Genomic DNA, 17093 nt, shown 5'->3' on the forward strand with positions numbered 1-17093 from the left:
TAAGTAGGCTATCCCCCTCAAGCCGAGGGTTCCCAGTTTAAAATGTTGATGCTGGCGTTGAAATCACGATCTAAAGAGATGCCACAAGCAGGACAGTCAAAAGTCCGAATGCTTAGTGGCATATCTTTTTTAGTGCCACAATTAGAACAGGTTTTAGAACTAGGGAACCATTGGTCTACCAGGACTAAAGTTGCTCCATACATTTTGCACTTGTAATCAAGTTGGCGCTTGAATTCGTAAAATCCTAAGTCGGATATTGCCCCAGCCAGTTTGTGATTCGCCATCATACCTTTTATATTCAAGTCTTCAATCTTGATGAGCTTAAAATTTTTAGCGGTGGGAGTTGTTAACTTGTGAAGGAAATCTGAGCGAATACAAGCTATTTGGGCGCGAAGTCGGCTAATTTTATTATAGGTTTTGCACTGGTTATTGGAACCTTTTACCTGCTTGGACGCTTTTCGCTGTAAAGTGGCAAGCTTGGTTTTCGCTTGGTTCAACGGTTTTGGTGCGTCAAAGACTTGCTGGTTTGACAGGGTGGCCACATATTTAATACCTACATCAATTCCCACGGCTGCCTGAGATTGCTCAACAGGTAGACGTTCTGCATCAACACAGAATGATACAAACCAGCGACTTCCTTTTTTTGAGATAGTGAAAGTTTGAGACACGTAACCGCATTCTAGTGGCTCGTGAAGACGAAACGTTCCCAAGGTAGGAATCTTAATTGTGTTGCCAGCACAAAGCCACACTTTCCCATTGGATGAATCGACCCTAAAAGATTGACCGTTTCGGCGACTGGCGAATTTTGGATGACCTGCTTTCCCCAAACGATATCGACTAAACGCATCTTTCAAGTCAATTAATGCGTTTTGGTAGACTCGGCTAGACAACTGGTTCATCCAAGCAAATTCAGGCTGTTTCTTGACGTGGTTGGTGAGAACTTTTTTGACTTCGTTGAGTACCTTCGAGTCTGTAAGTTTCCCCTCGCTATACATTTGAGTCCGCAAGCTTAACCCAAAATTAAATACTACGCGCCGGAATCCTGCGTGTTTTGCCATCAAAGTCGCTTCGTTGTTATTGAGTTTGAGCGCTCGTTTAACGGCAAACATAGAACTTCCTCAAGGGCGATTAACTATGGTTAATTTTAGCGAACTATTTGGCACTTAAGTTTTGCTCATGCCCGCGAAGATATTTTCGCTTGGTCATTTAACTAAAAACCTTGACGCAGCAATGCTTTCAACCTGTTCTTCACCCCGTGAACTGAGTTCCTCCAAGGATTCAAGTAATATCTGAGCACTACGCCTATGGTGGAATTTAGCAGCAATCTTCTGTCGTGATTTGTGAATCAGGCTCAACGTTAATTCTTTGTCCTTTAGCAATTTTGCTATGGCCTCTGCCATTTTTTCGGGATTTTCCGGCGGGACTAGCATACCGTCAACACCGTTATCTATCAGTTCCGCCATTCCACCCACCTGCGTCACTACTACAGGAGTTTGCATAGCCATTGCTTCCATAACAGCTACAGAAATTCCCTCTTTCAAGCTGGGTAAAACAAAAATATCAGCCTCTTGATAACCTTGGCGATTTCGTTCTTCTGAGACAGAACCAAGCAGCTCAACATAATCAGACATTGATTGCTCTTGAATGAATTTCTCGAGTTCTTGACGGTAGCCATTACCAGATTCTGCATCTTCCCCAGCAATCTGCAAGCGGACATCAAACCCTTGTTGTCGAAGCAACTTAATTGACTCAATCAGGTACTTTTGTCCTTTGGCTATATTGAGACGGCCGCAAGTGTAAATTCGGCATTGACTGCCTTCCTGCCAAGGAGTATAGGGAGTTTCACGCTTAATTTCATCGAGATTTACACCGACTGGTGACACCCTCACATCCTTGGGCAAGAAGCCTGCCAGCTCATCTTTGACAGAATTGAGGAGTTGTTTAGACATTACAGAAGCAAAAGCAGAATGTTTCCATTTTTGTTCTTGATTGGGCCCAAAATCTTCTAACTGACCGAGAAGAGCCAGACTATAAGTGATGTCCGAAAGTATGGAGGCAAATAGGGCAATATTAGCAGCATTGCTACAGGAATGAACGTGGACGTGAGACCAGCCCTGGGTTCTGGCAAGCCAAGCTAGCTTAGCCCCCATAACAACCCATACCAAATAGTAAAGCCTTTGAGAAAAGGAGAGATTTTTAGTATTAGCAATTACACTGAGGCAGCGCCACCAGGCAATCGGGCCAGCTTTGATGAGTTCTATGGGAACATTCACAAAATCTTTGGTCTCAAAGGGTATCAAATAATCAGTCATACTTTGCGCTTTCTCAGCCCAAGTATGTACAACTTTAGTGCGCGGACGGCGGGTTGATATCATGTGAGGTTTCATACCAAGATCGAGCATTGCTTGATATTCTCGCCATATCCAAGTATGAGTTTGTCCGGGAAATTCAGGAATAAAGTAGCCAATCTGTTTATTCATTATTGATTCTTTTCCTTAGCAACTCGACAAATTGAAATGTGCTAAACAATCGCTTGTTTGTTCCTGATAAAAAAAATTAGCTGGCGGAACCCACGCCCTGCCATTTTTTTGGGATAGGTAGTCGGTGATTTCAATAAATGCTCGCTTTACAAAATCTAGGTTCACAGAATTTGGACTCACATTCGGCACCCCAGACATTTAATTTCTCAGAATTTTTAATAGATACAAATATAGTTTAGGGATACCCCAAAAAAGTCTAGATGTATCAACCAAAAACTCCAGTTCCACTACGTTGAGAGGGTGTAAAATTTTAGGGTACTGAATGTGAGCAGTCCTTGAATAGATGGTGACGACCCGGAGAGGTTTCACATTGTTTTGTGGCTAAGAGTCTAGGCGGCTTGGGCTGCTGTTACCTTTAATCGAGTCCGATATTTGCCGATCGCCAAACATTTTTTAACAGCAGCAATTACATCTTCCACATCTGCATCTGTTAGTTTTGCCGAAATCGGCAAGCTAATTGTATGCAGTCCGATGTAGCTAGCATTCGGATAGTCTTCCGGCTGCCATCCAAACATTTCTTGATAGATAGGATGTTCCGGCATACTCATGTAATGTACGCCGACACCGATATTTTCAGCATTCATAGCGTTGAGAAACTCGTCGCGGCTGATTCCTGTTTTGGCTTCATCTACCAGAATGGTGTACAGGTGATAAGCATGAATTGTATCCGGTTCGACCTTCGCGGGCAAAGTAATCGGCAGATCCGCAAATGCTTCGTTGTAGCGCTGCCAAATCTGCTCCCGTCGCTGCCAATAAGGAGTAATTCGTTTCATTTGATGAATGCCGATCGCAGCTTGCAGATCCATCATATTGTATTTAAAACCGACCTCTACCACTTGGTAGTGTTTGTAACCCGAGTCTCCGAAGCGCTTCCAAGCATCTTTGCTCATACCGTGCAGCGCTAAAATTTTGAGCCTGTCTGCATCTTCTTGACGGCCTGCCAGAATCATTCCTCCTTCGCCCGTCGTGATGTTTTTGGTAACATAAAAGCTGAAGCATCCGAAGTCGCCAAATGTGCCTGCTTTCCGTCCCTTGTACTCTGTTTCGATCGCGTGAGCGCAGTCTTCAATTAACTTCAAGTTGTGACGGCTAGCAATCTCGCAAAGCGCATCCATATCGCAGGGACGACCTGCGAAGTGAACCGGCAAAATTGCCTTAGTTTTTGAAGTTATTTTAGCTTCGACTTGATCCGGGTCAATATTCATTGTCACCGGATCTACATCCGCCAGTACCGGTGTTGCCCCAGCGTGGATGATCGCATTAACTGTAGCGCAAAAAGTCATGGGAGTAGTAATGACTTCATCCCCCGGTTCTAACGAAGCAGCGAGGATGCTCAAGTGCAGTGCCGCCGTACAGGAATTAACTGAAATCGCGTACTGGGAACCCTTGTAAGCTTTGAACTCATTTTCAAAACTCATGACTTTAGGGCCTGTACCCAACCAACCTGTTTTCATGGTTGACACCACTTCTTGAATTTCAGCATCTTCGATCGCTGGAGCGCCGAAAACCAAGAAACGGTCTTTTGAACGAATAGGATTGTTGTTCATGTTGCTAGTGTTACCAAGTAAATAGAGTCGATGGAGTGAAAGTTTACTACCCTGAAAAGTAAGATTTTATTGGGATTTGAGGTGCTGTCAATTAATGCAGTCTCTCACCGTTTTTTTTTCAATTTTTTTTAGTCAAGAGTTTTGGGGAATGCGTTGTGCAATGGCATCTGTTATAGCACGAGCTTACTAATGACCAGCCGTTTTTCCCCAAGCGCCTGACTCTGACAGCGTTTCTCTATCTTAAGATAGATAATCGGCAATGTCCACCCCCTCTTATTTCAGTTTATGGGGGATACACAAGCTCTGACCCGCTTTTTTTGGTTCAAATACTTCCCTGACTCGGACAGACTTTCTCTATCTTAAGATAGATGATATGCAATGTCAACCCGATCGTATTTCAGTTTATGGGCGATACACAAGCTCTGGCCTGCATTTTGTGTTTTAAATACTTTATTCAATAGACCTCTTGCAAAAATCCTTTTCCTCAATTGATGGGACGGGTTCTGGGGCCCATCCCACAAGAGTTATTTTTTCTTGTGGGATGGGCCCCAGAGCCCGTCCTAATTATTTTTGCAAGAGGTCTAATAAAAACACGGGTACTTCTCGATCAACTTTTCGTAAACTGTCGAACATCTATCCCGATATAGATTTAACAGCGAAGTTATCTGATTTTTGATTTTTAATTTTAAAATTAGGAATGACTGATTACCGTCTAGTTTGAAGCTTGCCGGGAGTTAGATTTTGTTTTAACTCGTGTAAAAATTAGGCAAATTTTGCACAAAAAAAGGTAACTCCCCTGTAGATGCAGGTTCAGCAATATTCTGCGATCGCTCGAAGCAATCAAGCGTCCTTGACCAAATCCACTACAATCTAGGCAGACGAATCTTGTTCAAAATGTCTTGCAGCCGTTCTGAAACCCCGCCCAATTGTTCTGACAAAGCTACAAGTTTGCCGTAAGCTTCAACTAAGCGATCGCCCTCAACATAAACTTCTGGAGTAGGATAATTCTTCATCGCTTCCAGCAGGGTAATCTCGTTATCATTAGTTGCAGACAGCACCAAGGCAGATCTCAAAGCTTCTCGATTTGCATTCCCAGAAGGAGTGCGAATTACCTGACCCACCTCATCGAGAATTATTTCCCCAACCTTGCTCTTAAGCGTCTGATCCAAAAAGCTTTGACTGACTTTCACCGGTCTCGTCAGACTGTTGCGAACCGCTTCGGGGTCTTTTTTTGCTTTTCCCAGCAGCATTTCTAACGCGGGCGACATTTTCCCAGTGTCTGCAAAACTTTCTAATTCGCTGACGGGTAAAGTCATTCGGATCGCACTGTATTTGAGCACTACCTTTTCGGCCGCCGTCGCAGCATTGCTGTAAAATACAATTCCCGCGCCTGCTGCTAAAAATAACGTCCACCGCCCTTGGAAAAATGATCGATTCATAGTAAAATCTCCCAACATCTTTTTCTACTTAGACTTTGACACATCTCATTAGTTACTGCACAGGCTAAGGTCTTGGGGAAATACCAAATTAGTCGATCGCCCCAGCACTTATAGCATTTTAGATTTTAGATTTTAGAATTGCGAATGACTGATGACGATCGTGGTTTCCAGCATCTGCCTACAGTTCCATGATTTTTGGGAACTGGTATTACCTATATCGGATGCTAGGGAAAAAACTCGGTTCAGGGCGCTGGTACCGGCCTCTCTGTGCGCGGTGCACACCCTACTGATAACACTCAACCATTCAGTTTTGCGACCACGATTCAACAGTCAACAGTCAACTGTCAACAATCACCGACGGTGCAACCGGAATTGATAGGATTCTCTCCCAATTTCCCGATCCTAGCAAAATGCCTAACGCCAGCTCTTCTATCAGTGAAGGCTGGCGCTGGGCTTTAATTTATTTTATATATTTAGGGTCTTTATGAAAGCTGACCCCAATTGAACGAATTACAAGCGGTTTATGATTAGGGCCTTTAAATTTGCTGACCCCAATTAAAGCCACATTATTAGTATTACAGGGATCGCTGGGAAACCACGATTTCATAATAATTTCTTTATATTTATAACTTTTCCTTGCCTCAGATATATTTTTGTCTCGATTTGTAAATTTTTATTACTTCGACTTGGGGGATCGGCCCTCGGCGCGCTGCTCCCAGCGAAACAGGAACACCATCAGGGCCACCACTCCGACTTGGAGGGCAAAATTAGGCAAAGCAGAACCAATTTCCCGCCCAGAGGCAATTTTAGCGAGGAAAACCAAGCCGCCGATAAAGCCCGAAGCGCCACAAGCTACATAGACAAACTGTCGCAGAGGCCGGTAGGGAGTGGCCATTTCTGCTGTTAAACGCTCGTATTGTTGGCGGCTGAGGTTGCGCGGGTTTTTTGGGAGGTTTGTGCGATCGTCCGAATTGGGAGCTGGCATAGATTTAGAAAATAAGTAAATTAGGATTGGGTCACAAAAACCCGGTTTATACCAAAAATCCTCTGGCTGAGGTGGCCAATACGGTCGAAAAACCTGGTTTTTGGTACTGTGGGCGCAAGTCGAGTGAATATTAGACTAGAACAAATATCTCATAACTGCCGAAACAAATCACCGCTGAATCCAAATCACAACTGTCTGTAAACAGCCGACAAAAACACCCAAAATGCCTCCTAAATTTACAATTCCCTGCAACTCGCTTTGGACAATTCCCTGAATTGCTAACTCCAACTCTTCAGGAGAAGTACCTTTCACTCGATCGACAATCACCTGGTCAATATTCAAAATCGGGATAGCCTGAGCTACAATATTTTCTAAATCCCGCTCTAAATAACGCTCTAAAACCAAAGCAAGTTCTTTGCTGACAATTCCGAGGGAAGCGCTCATCACCGCTGAAGTTTGCAAGCGATTGAGAATCAACCGCGAAATATTTTCCCAGTCAATAGATTTACTCAACCCCTCAAGTACATCTGTACCCCGCTGCTGAACATAGCTGCGAACACTGTCGCGCATAGTTTTTCGCAACTGTCTCACAGTCGAAACCGGTAAATTTTGCATCGACAAATTTTGCAGCCATTCCTGAATTCGCCCGCGAATCCCCAAAGAAATAGTTAACTCTGCTAAGCGCTGATTTGTGGCTTCTCTGTCATCCAGACAAAAAGTCCGCAGCCGAGTTAAAGTGTTCCGCAAACCAAACAAATTTGCTACTACCCAATAAGTGCCGCTCGTTTTTTCTCGAAACCCTTCATCGATGATCGAAATATTGCGATCCGTCAAAAAGTCAATTAAAGCCTGCCGCAGCACTTCCGGGGGTATTACTACCTGCAACAACCACTCAGCAAGCTGAGCCGCCTGAGATTCCGTAAGCTGAATCTCCAGCAAAACTTGATCGAAAATTTGATTAAGCTGAGCTTCTAAAAAATCTTCCCGGCGCGCCAACACTTTGAGAATTCGCGGCACAGATTCCCCCAGCAAATCTCGCAAAATGTTAGCGAGAATTTTAGCCGTTTTTTGCTCTGCGTCTGCTTTTACCTGATCCAGCGCCAACTGCAACAACCAGAGAATCACCGACTGCATCCGCTCGGTTTGCAGGAGGCGGCGCGCCAAGTTTTGCAGTTCCTCCGGCGTCAGCAGCGAACCCATAATTGTGTCGGAAATTCGCTTTGCCAAGCGCTCTTGGTTGCGGGGGATCAAGCCGGGAGTGAAAGGCAACTTCCGCCCTTTGATGTAAATAGCTCGATAGGGGCGGAACAGCATTTTGATAGCTATATCGTTAGTGAAATAGCCAATAATTCCTCCCACTACAGGTGGGGCCAACAACAGCCAAATGTCAGACGGATTCATCAATAATTGGGAATTGGGAATTGTTGATTGTTGACTGTTAACTGTTAACTGTTGACTGTTGACAACTGACAACTGACAACTGACAACAGTCAACGGACTAATACCAATACTCCCATCATAGCTCCGGCAATCGGGTAGTGGGTGGCGGTGGCAAATCCGGCTTTGTGGGCGATCGCGACTTGCTGCTGGCCGATCGGGAATTTTTCTAAACTAGGATTAATGTAGGCATATTCTTGAGTCATGCCAAATTGCTGAGCAATGGGCACTACGAGAGTGTCTAGATAAAACTGCTGAAAGCTCCGCATTAGGGAATTGCTGGGGCGGTGGAGGTCGAGAATAGCTGCTTTGGCACCGGGTTTGAGGACGCGGTGCAATTCCTGAAGACTGCGGGGGATGTCAGTCACGTTACGCAGGCCGTAACCCATTGTGGCGCAGTCGAAGTAATTGTCAGCAAAAGGCAAGTCTAGGGCGTCAGCTTCTACCCAGGAAATGGGACTGGCAGGGGTGAGAAAAGGTCTCGCGCGCTTGGCAGCCACGGCCAATTGTTCCGCAGAAAAATCTACTCCAAATACGCAACCGGTCGGCCCTGCTTGTTTAGCCAGCAACAAAGCTAGATCCCCGCTACCGCAGCACAAGTCTAAACAAGTATTTCCGGGACTCGCACTGCTCCATTTCACCGCCATTTGCTTCCAAATCCGGTGTTGCCCAAAGCTCAACCAGTCGTTCAATTGGTTGTAAACTGGTGCAATTCGATTAAATATAGTTTTAATTTGTTCGGCGTTATTACTCATTGGTCATTTGTCATTGGTGATTGATAATTTGTCATTGGCCAGCAGGAAAAAATAATTAATCCGTGCATTCATGTCATGCTGTCGCCAGTCATTAATGCTTTGTATTGTTAGCTATCCGCGAGATTTTGTCTTGAATCCTTCGTTTGCTATTATTTTCAACTCAAGACAGAGAGCCGACTAATAACTAATGACTGACAACTAATGACTGATGACCCCGCCCAAAAACAGGTACAAGCTCCCGACAATCGTCGTGGAGATTCAAAAATTTTAGACTTTTGTTCAAGCTCCAAGATTCACTGCGCTGCAAGTAAATCTAAAATCTAAAATCTAAAATCTAAAATCGACTGACTGATGACTAATGACCCTGAAAACTCGTCAATACCAAAGCAACTTCTTGAGCGGCGAGGTGAACTGTTGTGAGTTCGTCGGGGCGCAGGGAACAAGGTTGTTTCCACTGCATGGAAATCAGGGCGATCGATCGACCTTTGTGAATCACTGGGATGCTCAGGTGAGCTTGAATGCCTGATTTCTGATAGTGCGGCAGACTCGCTAGGTTGGTGTCGAGCGCAATATTCACAGCACCCTGAATTGTTTGAGAGGTAATTGCTTCTCGAACCAGAGGATCATCTGCCAGCCAATTTTCCACAGTTGCACCAGTGGTGTGACTGCCTTGGAGTGGCCTTAAAACATTTCCTTCCACCAGTTGCAAAATGCAAGAGTCCGCCAAAAAATTATCACTTATAGCAGTAGCAATTGGATCTAAACTTGCTTCTAAACTCGGATAATCCACAGCCGTTTGCATGATTGTTGCTAACAGTTGTATTTGAGTTTGGGCGCGATCCAATTCCTCAGTACGCTGCTTGAGAATTTCATAAGTCTCGGCCGCCTTTTGCACCACCATCTTCAGTTCGTTCGGGTCCCAAGGCTTGGTGATATACTTGTAAACCTGTCCTGAGTTAATTGCATCCACCAAGTCTTCAATGTCCGTAAAACCAGTCAAGATAATTCTGACCGTATTCGGAAACTGGGGCACGGTTTTGCTCAAAAACTCCGTTCCCTTCATTTCGGGCATCCGCTGGTCGGAAATGATGACGGCGACCTCGCCTTCGATGCCGAGGACTTCCAAGGCGCGAATTCCGCTCTCAGCTTTGAGCACGTTAAAATCTCGTCGGAAAGTGCGGTAGAGTAAATCCAGATTGTCTGGCTCGTCGTCTACTACCAGCATTTTGGGCTTTTTCGGTCTGTGTAGGGTCATGAGCTGGCGTTTAATTTGATCTAGCTCTGAAATGGCATTATCCATAACAATACGATAAACTCCCCTTCGTAAATTTAGGCGAGCAACTATTCTTTGACACTCCCCACACATAGAATGCGGGGGATTCTTCTCTCACAGGCTCGACTCTAGACCGATATTACTATCGATCCCCGATAGAACGCCTCCAGAAGCAGTTTTACTCACGGGCTGCCCGACCGCAAGAATACCTCTGTCTCTAATTACTTGTGCTGCTGCTGTATCGCGATGAGTGGTGTACCCGCACGACTGACAACTATGGATTCTGACATCCAAGGTTTTCTTACCAGTATGGGTTCCACATTGGGGGCAAATTTGACTCGTATAGTTTTTATCAACACGAGCAAAATACACCCCGCGCTTCCAACACACATGGGACAGAATCGAGAAGAATTGACCATAGGCTGCATCGAGAGTATGTTTACCGAACATCCCCTTTGCCCAAGCCTTAAAATTGATATCCTCAACGAATATCATTCCTGCTTGGTCACATAACCTATGAGCTAATTTATAGTGCCAATCCTTTCTGGTATCACTGATTTTTTGATGAATTCTAGCAATCTTTTTCTGGAGCTTAAGCCAATTATTAGACCCTTTTCTTTGATGCTTTAATCTTCGTTGCAGTGATTTCAACTCGCGGTGAAGTGCCTGAAAAAATCTCGGTCTTTTGACTAATTCTCCATCGGAAGTTGCGAGGTATTTGTCAAGCCCAATATCTACCCCTAATGGATGTCCTGACGCTGGGCGAGCGGGCAGGTTGACTGCTAACTGGTAGGTCAGCATGACAAAATATCCTGATGCCCTTTTAACTACTCTAATTTGCTTGAGTAGAAAACCCTCTGGTGTGGGTCTAGACATTTTCATCCTTACCCACCCAATCTTAGGCAGGTTAACCTTTCCATTCTCCACTGCTGCATCCTTAACAGCCGGGAAAACAAACGAGCGCATCCGTTTTTTGAAGCGAGGAAACCCATGCCCTCTATCCCACATTGCCACAAATGCCGACTCTAAAGCCTTTAAAGTTTGCTGCAATACTTGCGAATGAGGGGTCTTTAATTCGGGACAATGCTTCTTAGCTTCTGCCAAACCTTTGCACTGACTAGCATAGGTTGGTCTAGGAGTATCCGGTGAGATAATATACTCACCAACTATCGAACAAGCATTAACAGAAGACTTACGAGAATTCACCCAATCTTTCCGTTCTCGCAAGGCATAGTTATAAACCTGACGACAAACAGACAACCAAATCTCAAATATTTGAACTTGAGATTTGGTTGGACGTAGTTTGTACTCGTGAGTTACTGTTAGCATGATATAATCATATCATGCTTTTAGAAATCAACCAGGATTTTTCTAAGACTGTAGGCGGCCGCATCCGCTGCCGAGTTCATCCCCACGCCTGAAGTCGGGGGCTTTCCTCTCGTTTTCCGGTAACAATAGTCTCATAACTCACTTACTATTAATCTATCGCTCTGCCGCGACACGAGCCTTGCCGGTATCCAATCACACATAACTTAGCGCTAGTTTTTGATTCAATTATGACTGATACACCGCAAGATTCCTCCCCTCCTGCATCTGCACCCTCCACCAATGCTGTGGATGCCGAAAAGTTAATTCGCTCGCTCCGCCGAAAAGAAGGCACTTGGGTAGAGTGGGGACAAGCCTGCACAGCACTGCTAAAAGCTGGCTACAACTCTCAAAGGATTTTTGAAGAAACTGGTTTTGAGCCAATTCAGCAAAATCAAGTAAGCGTCGCAGCCCAAGTTTACACCAGCATGGTCAATGCTGGGGCTTCAGAGGAAGTTCGATCGCACTTCTTAAAAAAAGGTAGCGATATCTTATACGAGTTTCGGATTCTCTCTCAAGTAGAGCGGGCCGGGGCGGCTGGTTTGATGCTAACCCACAATTTGGATGTTGACGATGCTCGCCAAGTTGCTAAAGCGATCAAGGAGTTTTCGCACTTCGGGAGTCTTCCCCAAGGGTTCACAGACACTCCCGGCGATGCTATGGCTTACCAATGCTGGCAATTGGCGAGACAGAAAAGCGATTTGCAAGAGCGATCGCGCTTAATTGCTCGCGGTTTAAAATTAGCTAGCAGCCAAACCGCTAGGGCGCAAATCGAGCAGTTGCTCGTCGATTTTACCGTAGTTCCGAGACGGGAAGCGCCCCGCTTGCCCGTCTACCGGCTCGATACCGAGGAACAATTGCCCCGGATTGTCCCGGTTGTGGGCAAATTGCCGCTTTCTACGAGAGATTTGCTGGCAGTGCCTTTGCCGGAGGAAATCGAGCCGTTCCGAATGGTAAAATTTTCTGGAGCCGGAGCTTGGGTGGCGATTCCCGGATGGCAGGTAATTTTGAACGCTGAAGATCCGGTGGCGGTTTTGGAAATGAGCGATAAATTGCCGGTACCGTTGCAAGGCAAAGTAGAAGAAGTTTTGATTATTGCCGATCGAGCCCAAAGACAGTGGGATGCTGAGAGTTATTTCCTAGCCGATAACGCTGGCAATTTAGAATTGCACTGGTTTGAACAATCCCCTGATTTTCCGATATTGGGGCGAGTTGTTCTGGTGATGCGTCCGAAAAAGATTGTGGATGAAGACTATACCAAAGATGGATGGCAAATTGATGATTAGTCAGTTGACTGTGGTCAGTTGTCAGTTGTCAGTTGGCAGTTGTCAGTTGGCAGTTGTCGTTGGTGTTAAGAACGGGTTTTCCTGCTGTTCCACAATAGATAAATTTTATGTGGGTGGAATGACTAATGGCTAATGACTAATGACTACTGACTACTGACTAATGACTACTGACTAATGACTAATGACTAATGACTAATGACTAATGACTACTGACTACTGACTAATGACTAATGGCTAATGACTAATGACTACTGACTACTGACTAATGACTACTGACTACTGACTAATGACTAATGACTACTGAGGCGGTTTCGGTTCTTGAATTGTCGGAACAGAATGCTGTTTCTTAAATCGATTAAAGCCGTAAACCGCAGCCCCAATTAACAGCAAATAAGGACTGTAAGCCAACAGCCAAATACCCAAACCAAACAAACCGAGCGTCAATTCACCCACAGAATGAGTCGCTTTCCCCCAAGTTTCCTGCGCCCGCAAACCTAGAGAAGGTTCCTGAGTTTGTTGAGCCGATACTGCTGCTTCTAGAGTTAAGCTAATAGTCGAATAGGCTACTTGATTTCGCAAACTTTTTAACTGAGCGTCAATGCGTTCGATCGACTCCCGAATATTGCTCAACTCTTGAGCAGCTTTGAGTACATCGCCGACAGAACCCGATCGCTCCATAATTTTTAACACCATTTCTTCCGATTTGCGGAGGTTCCGCAGCCTAGCCTCGCTGTCAACTAATTGATTGGTAACATCCTCAGCCGTCAGAGAACGGTTCTCTACAGTTCCGAGTTTTGCCAAAGCGTCTAAAGTTGTTTCTAAACGTTCTTGAGGTACGCGAATCTCCACAGACGCGGTTTGGCGGACACTGGAATCCGGAGGCTTTTGATTTTGGAAACCCAAGATATCGCCTTGCTGTTTTTCGACAATATTGGTAACAGATTTAGTGCTGGCGTCAATAGATTTAACAACTACACTGAGTTGGGCTTTTTTAATTAGTTGGGGACGGGTTGCTGGAGTTTCTGCTGCTTTTTTTGATGCACCAGAAGTTTTTGACCTTTGGGCTGCTGGCTCCGGTGCTGGTGCCGATTGTGGAGCCGATGCGGCAACTTGGTTTTCATGGCTGCTGGATGTAGCTCCACCGCAGCTAGGCAAAGCAATGGCTGAAGATAAAGTTAAGAATACTGCCACAGCCAAACGAGTTGTGCTGCTGTTGGCTGAGTTTGGGTTTGGCTGGTGCGGGGGCAGGGCCGTTTCATTCTTGGTAGGGGCCGCGCCCCCGTGCCGGCCCTTTTGGCCTGAAACCCCCATGCGCTGGTTGGTGGCGGGGGTAGGCACGGGGGCACTACCCCTACAAAAACCTCGTTTTTGGTGAGAATGAAACAGCCCTGGGTGCGGGGGGGAATTGATTTTGAGGTGAGTTTTCATTTGGGTGACTCCTCTAAAAAAGGCTTGGGTATTGAATTTTATGCTGGTTTTAATTTAAGCTCGAATAGATCGTGTTAGTTTAGCCGATACCGAAATGGAAACGGTAGAGGTTGCAGATTTTTTTATTTTTAACCGCAGATGAACGCAGATAAATGCGGATGTAATAATGACTGATGAATTTGATTCTGATTTTATGCGATCGACAACGAATATCGATCGCCCTGGCAACATTTCCTCTGGGTTAGACTCTGCCGCAGCTTTGCGAGAACAAGCTTGCCTTAAAATTCGCGAAAGCTTGCGTGCGGGCCAGCAGGACATGGCGGACTGGCAAGGCGGCCCCCTTGCTGTTTCTGCGGTTCCGGGGGCCGGGAAGTCTACGGGAATGGCTGCTGCGTCGGCAATTGCGATCGCCCGCAACGGGCTTCACAGCCGCCGCCAGTTAATTGTCGTGACATTTACGCGATCGGCTGCTGCTAATATTAAAGCTAAAATTCGGGAAAGATTGGCAGAATTGTCTTTATCTCAAGGCGGTTTTGCAGTGCACACTTTGCACGGTTTAGCTTTGAATATTGCGATGCGCCATCCCGATTTGTCGGGTTTAAATTTAGAAAATTCAACCTTAGTTACTCCAACTCAAAGTCACCGATTAATTCGTACCTGTGTAGAACTTTGGATTGCCGAAAATCCCCGCAGATATCAAGTTTTGTTGGAAGGACAGCAATTCGACGGAGAGGAAACGGAGAGGCTGCGGCGACAATCGGTTTTGCGGACAGAAATTTTGCCGCAGGTAGCTAAAACTGTGATTCACGAGGCGAAATCTTCGGGTTTATTTCCCGAACAGTTGTTAGAAATGAACGCTCTTGATACTGGGGACGGTTATGAGATTTTAGCTGTAGCTGGGGGTTTATATCAAAAATATCAGGCTTTGTTGAGGAGTCGGGAATTCATCGATTACGACGAGATGATTTTAGCCGCTTTGCGGGTGTTGGAAAATCCGAGGGCGAGGGCGATCGAGCAAAAGCAAGTATTTGCTGTTTTTGAGGACGAAGCGCAGGATTCTACACCTTTGCAAACTCGGCTTTTGGAAACATTGGCGATCGATCCAGATCATCCTACCTCACCTCCCAATTTTATCAGAGTTGGCGACCCAAATCAAGCGATTAATTCTACTTTCACTCCCGCCGACCCGATTTATTTTAACCAATTTTGTGATGAGTGCGAAGTAGAGAATAAGTTAGCGACTATGGACGGTGCAGGCCGCAGCACCCAAGTAATTATCGATGCCGCTAACTTTATGTTGCAATGGGTAAATGCTTCGGAATTAGCGAAAAATGAAAAGCCTTTTCGCGACCAAACTATTAAGCCAGTACCCAGCGATGACCCGCAGCAAAATGCCAATCCTGCTCCCATTGGTCGAGGCTTAGAATTGCATACTCCCCGCGATATTTACCATACAGTTGAGTTGATTGGCAAGCGGGTAATTGAGTTAGTAGAAGAATTTTTACCCGCAGAGTTTGAATTTGGAATAAATGGCAAAAATATCGAATCAGACCCTGAACCTACCGAGGGGGAAAATAGCGCAAAATTGCCGTTAGAGAATCTGAAATCGATGGCTATTTTGGTGCGGGAAAACAAACAAGGTAAGTTTATCAAAGAAGTGCTAGAAAATCCTCAAAAACACGGATTAAGCTTTGATTTGCGGAAATACGGGATTAAAATTGAGGATGTGGGAGAACGCGACAGACATTCTCAAGTACCTTGGGAAATCTTAACACTGCTGCAATTTCTCGATCGCCCCCACTCTCCAGACTACCTGAAAGCAGCGTTAAAGATTTTGAGCGATCGACAACTGATTCCCAAACAAGACTACAATGCTTTTGCTACCAGCCCCGAACAATTCCTTTACCCAGGCCCCCTAGACCCCCAGCAGTCAGACCCGGTTCGCAAATGTCGCTATTTTTGCTGCGGTTTGCTGCAAGCTAGCTTAGAACTGCCACCCTACCAAATCATTTCCTTCTTAGCCTTAGCGCTGCAATACGACCAAACAGAATTAGCCACCGCCGACAAATTAGCAGAACGGGTAGCAATCCAAACAGCCGGCAACAATTCAATGCGGAATATTTTGGGTGTACTTAGCGAAATTGTGAGTTCCGAAAGATTTGAACCTGTGGATGCCGACGACAAAATAGAAGAACGTTATACCAGCAAAGGTCAACTAACCATTATTACCATGCACAAAGCTAAAGGATTAGATTGGGATTGCGTATTTTTGCCGTTTCTGCACGAACAAACCATCCCCGGAAATTTGCGAGTTTTGCCGCAAACCCGATTTTTAGGAGATTTCACTTTAGCAGAGGTAGCGAGAGCACAAATTCGAGCAAGTTTGCACGAAAAATATCCTTTACCAAATCTAGGCGAAGCGTGGGAACAAGCAGGTTATTTGAAAACAGCAGAAGAGTTTCGACTGCTGTATGTGGCGATGACGCGAGCAAAAAGTTTGTTGTGGATGGCGGCGGAGAAAAAAGGCCCTTTTACTTGGAACAAACCAGAGAATTTACAGGAGCAAAAACCTTGTCCGGTAATGCCTGTCTTGAAGCAGAGATTTCCGAGTAATGCTATATAAAAAAGTAAGAATTATATCATGTCCGGTCGATTACCCCAAATCATACCAATTTTAAAAAAGAATGCAACAGTATTCTTGTTCCCCCCCTTTGCAAGGGGGGGTTAGGGGGGGTCGAAGAGTGTTGCACGATTTTAGAGAAATGGTATCAGGTAGGGGCGGGTTCACCAACAATATCTGCCAATAATTAACAATCTCAAAAACCCGCCCTGCCGGGATATTATGGTCAATCTATCGGACATGATATTAAGCTGATGTGCATCAGCTTATCACAAGTTATCTGGCGTTAGAAAATCCCTATCTTTGTCGCATAATCAACTTAATTCGATTGTTAATTGTTCATTTACAGCATATTCCATGTAGATGTGGTACACACAATCTTCTAGCCCGTGTAAGGTGCGTCGCCACCCGTCAATCT

At 45.2% G+C, this 17093-nt stretch carries 12 protein-coding genes; 2 read left to right on the top strand and 10 right to left on the bottom strand.

What is annotated here, in order from left to right:
• Positions 1-17 precede the first annotated feature (17 nt).
• The 9 genes from QUB35_RS35395 to QUB35_RS35435 form a co-directional block, all read right to left on the bottom strand.
• Positions 18-1109 (bottom strand): RNA-guided endonuclease TnpB family protein, encoded by a 1092-nt coding sequence (locus QUB35_RS35395; protein WP_333147178.1) that lies wholly within the window; start codon positions 1107-1109, stop codon positions 18-20.
• Positions 1110-1202: 93 nt separating this feature from the next.
• On the bottom strand, positions 1203-2480 hold the full coding sequence (epsE, locus tag QUB35_RS35400) for an exopolysaccharide biosynthesis GT4 family glycosyltransferase EpsE (RefSeq protein WP_333147180.1): 1278 nt from the start codon (positions 2478-2480) through the stop codon (positions 1203-1205).
• 389 nt (positions 2481-2869) lie between these two features.
• The gene (locus QUB35_RS35405) at positions 2870-4087 is read right to left on the bottom strand and encodes a DegT/DnrJ/EryC1/StrS family aminotransferase (protein WP_333147182.1); all 1218 of its coding nucleotides are present in this window, start codon (positions 4085-4087) and stop codon (positions 2870-2872) included.
• Between the two features lie 863 nt (positions 4088-4950).
• Positions 4951-5526, bottom strand: coding sequence for an alpha/beta hydrolase (locus QUB35_RS35410; RefSeq protein WP_333147184.1), 576 nt, complete (start codon positions 5524-5526; stop codon positions 4951-4953).
• Between the two features lie 676 nt (positions 5527-6202).
• Positions 6203-6511 carry a DUF3493 domain-containing protein gene (locus tag QUB35_RS35415; protein WP_333147186.1) on the bottom strand — a complete coding sequence of 103 codons (309 nt, stop codon included), beginning with the start codon at positions 6509-6511 and terminating at the stop codon, positions 6203-6205.
• Positions 6512-6679: 168 nt separating this feature from the next.
• Positions 6680-7912 carry a DUF445 family protein gene (locus QUB35_RS35420; RefSeq protein WP_333147200.1) on the bottom strand — a complete coding sequence of 411 codons (1233 nt, stop codon included), beginning with the start codon at positions 7910-7912 and terminating at the stop codon, positions 6680-6682.
• A gap of 89 nt (positions 7913-8001) precedes the next feature.
• Positions 8002-8703, bottom strand: a complete 702-nt coding sequence (ubiE, locus tag QUB35_RS35425) for a bifunctional demethylmenaquinone methyltransferase/2-methoxy-6-polyprenyl-1,4-benzoquinol methylase UbiE (RefSeq protein WP_333147188.1) — start codon at positions 8701-8703, stop codon at positions 8002-8004.
• A 355-nt stretch (positions 8704-9058) separates the two neighbouring features.
• A complete protein-coding gene (locus tag QUB35_RS35430; RefSeq protein WP_333147190.1) occupies positions 9059-10003 on the bottom strand; it encodes a response regulator in 945 nt (314 codons plus the stop codon).
• 87 nt (positions 10004-10090) lie between these two features.
• On the bottom strand, positions 10091-11305 hold the full coding sequence (locus QUB35_RS35435; protein WP_333147192.1) for a transposase: 1215 nt from the start codon (positions 11303-11305) through the stop codon (positions 10091-10093).
• A 227-nt stretch (positions 11306-11532) separates the two neighbouring features.
• On the opposite strand from QUB35_RS35435, the gene QUB35_RS35440 reads away from it, so the two are divergent.
• Complete coding sequence (locus QUB35_RS35440; RefSeq protein ID WP_333147194.1) at positions 11533-12627, top strand: RuBisCO accumulation factor 1; 1095 nt, start codon at positions 11533-11535, stop codon at positions 12625-12627.
• 297 nt (positions 12628-12924) lie between these two features.
• On the opposite strand, the gene QUB35_RS35445 is transcribed toward QUB35_RS35440, so the two are convergent.
• Positions 12925-14055, bottom strand: coding sequence for a DUF4349 domain-containing protein (locus QUB35_RS35445; protein WP_333147196.1), 1131 nt, complete (start codon positions 14053-14055; stop codon positions 12925-12927).
• Between the two features lie 166 nt (positions 14056-14221).
• On the opposite strand from QUB35_RS35445, the gene QUB35_RS35450 reads away from it, so the two are divergent.
• Positions 14222-16678 carry an ATP-dependent helicase gene (locus QUB35_RS35450; protein ID WP_333147198.1) on the top strand — a complete coding sequence of 819 codons (2457 nt, stop codon included), beginning with the start codon at positions 14222-14224 and terminating at the stop codon, positions 16676-16678.
• Positions 16679-17093: the final 415 nt, after the last annotated feature.

This window comes from Microcoleus sp. B13-B6 (assembly GCF_036705405.1).
In the GTDB taxonomy this organism is placed as follows: Bacteria; Cyanobacteriota; Cyanobacteriia; order Cyanobacteriales; family Microcoleaceae; genus Microcoleus.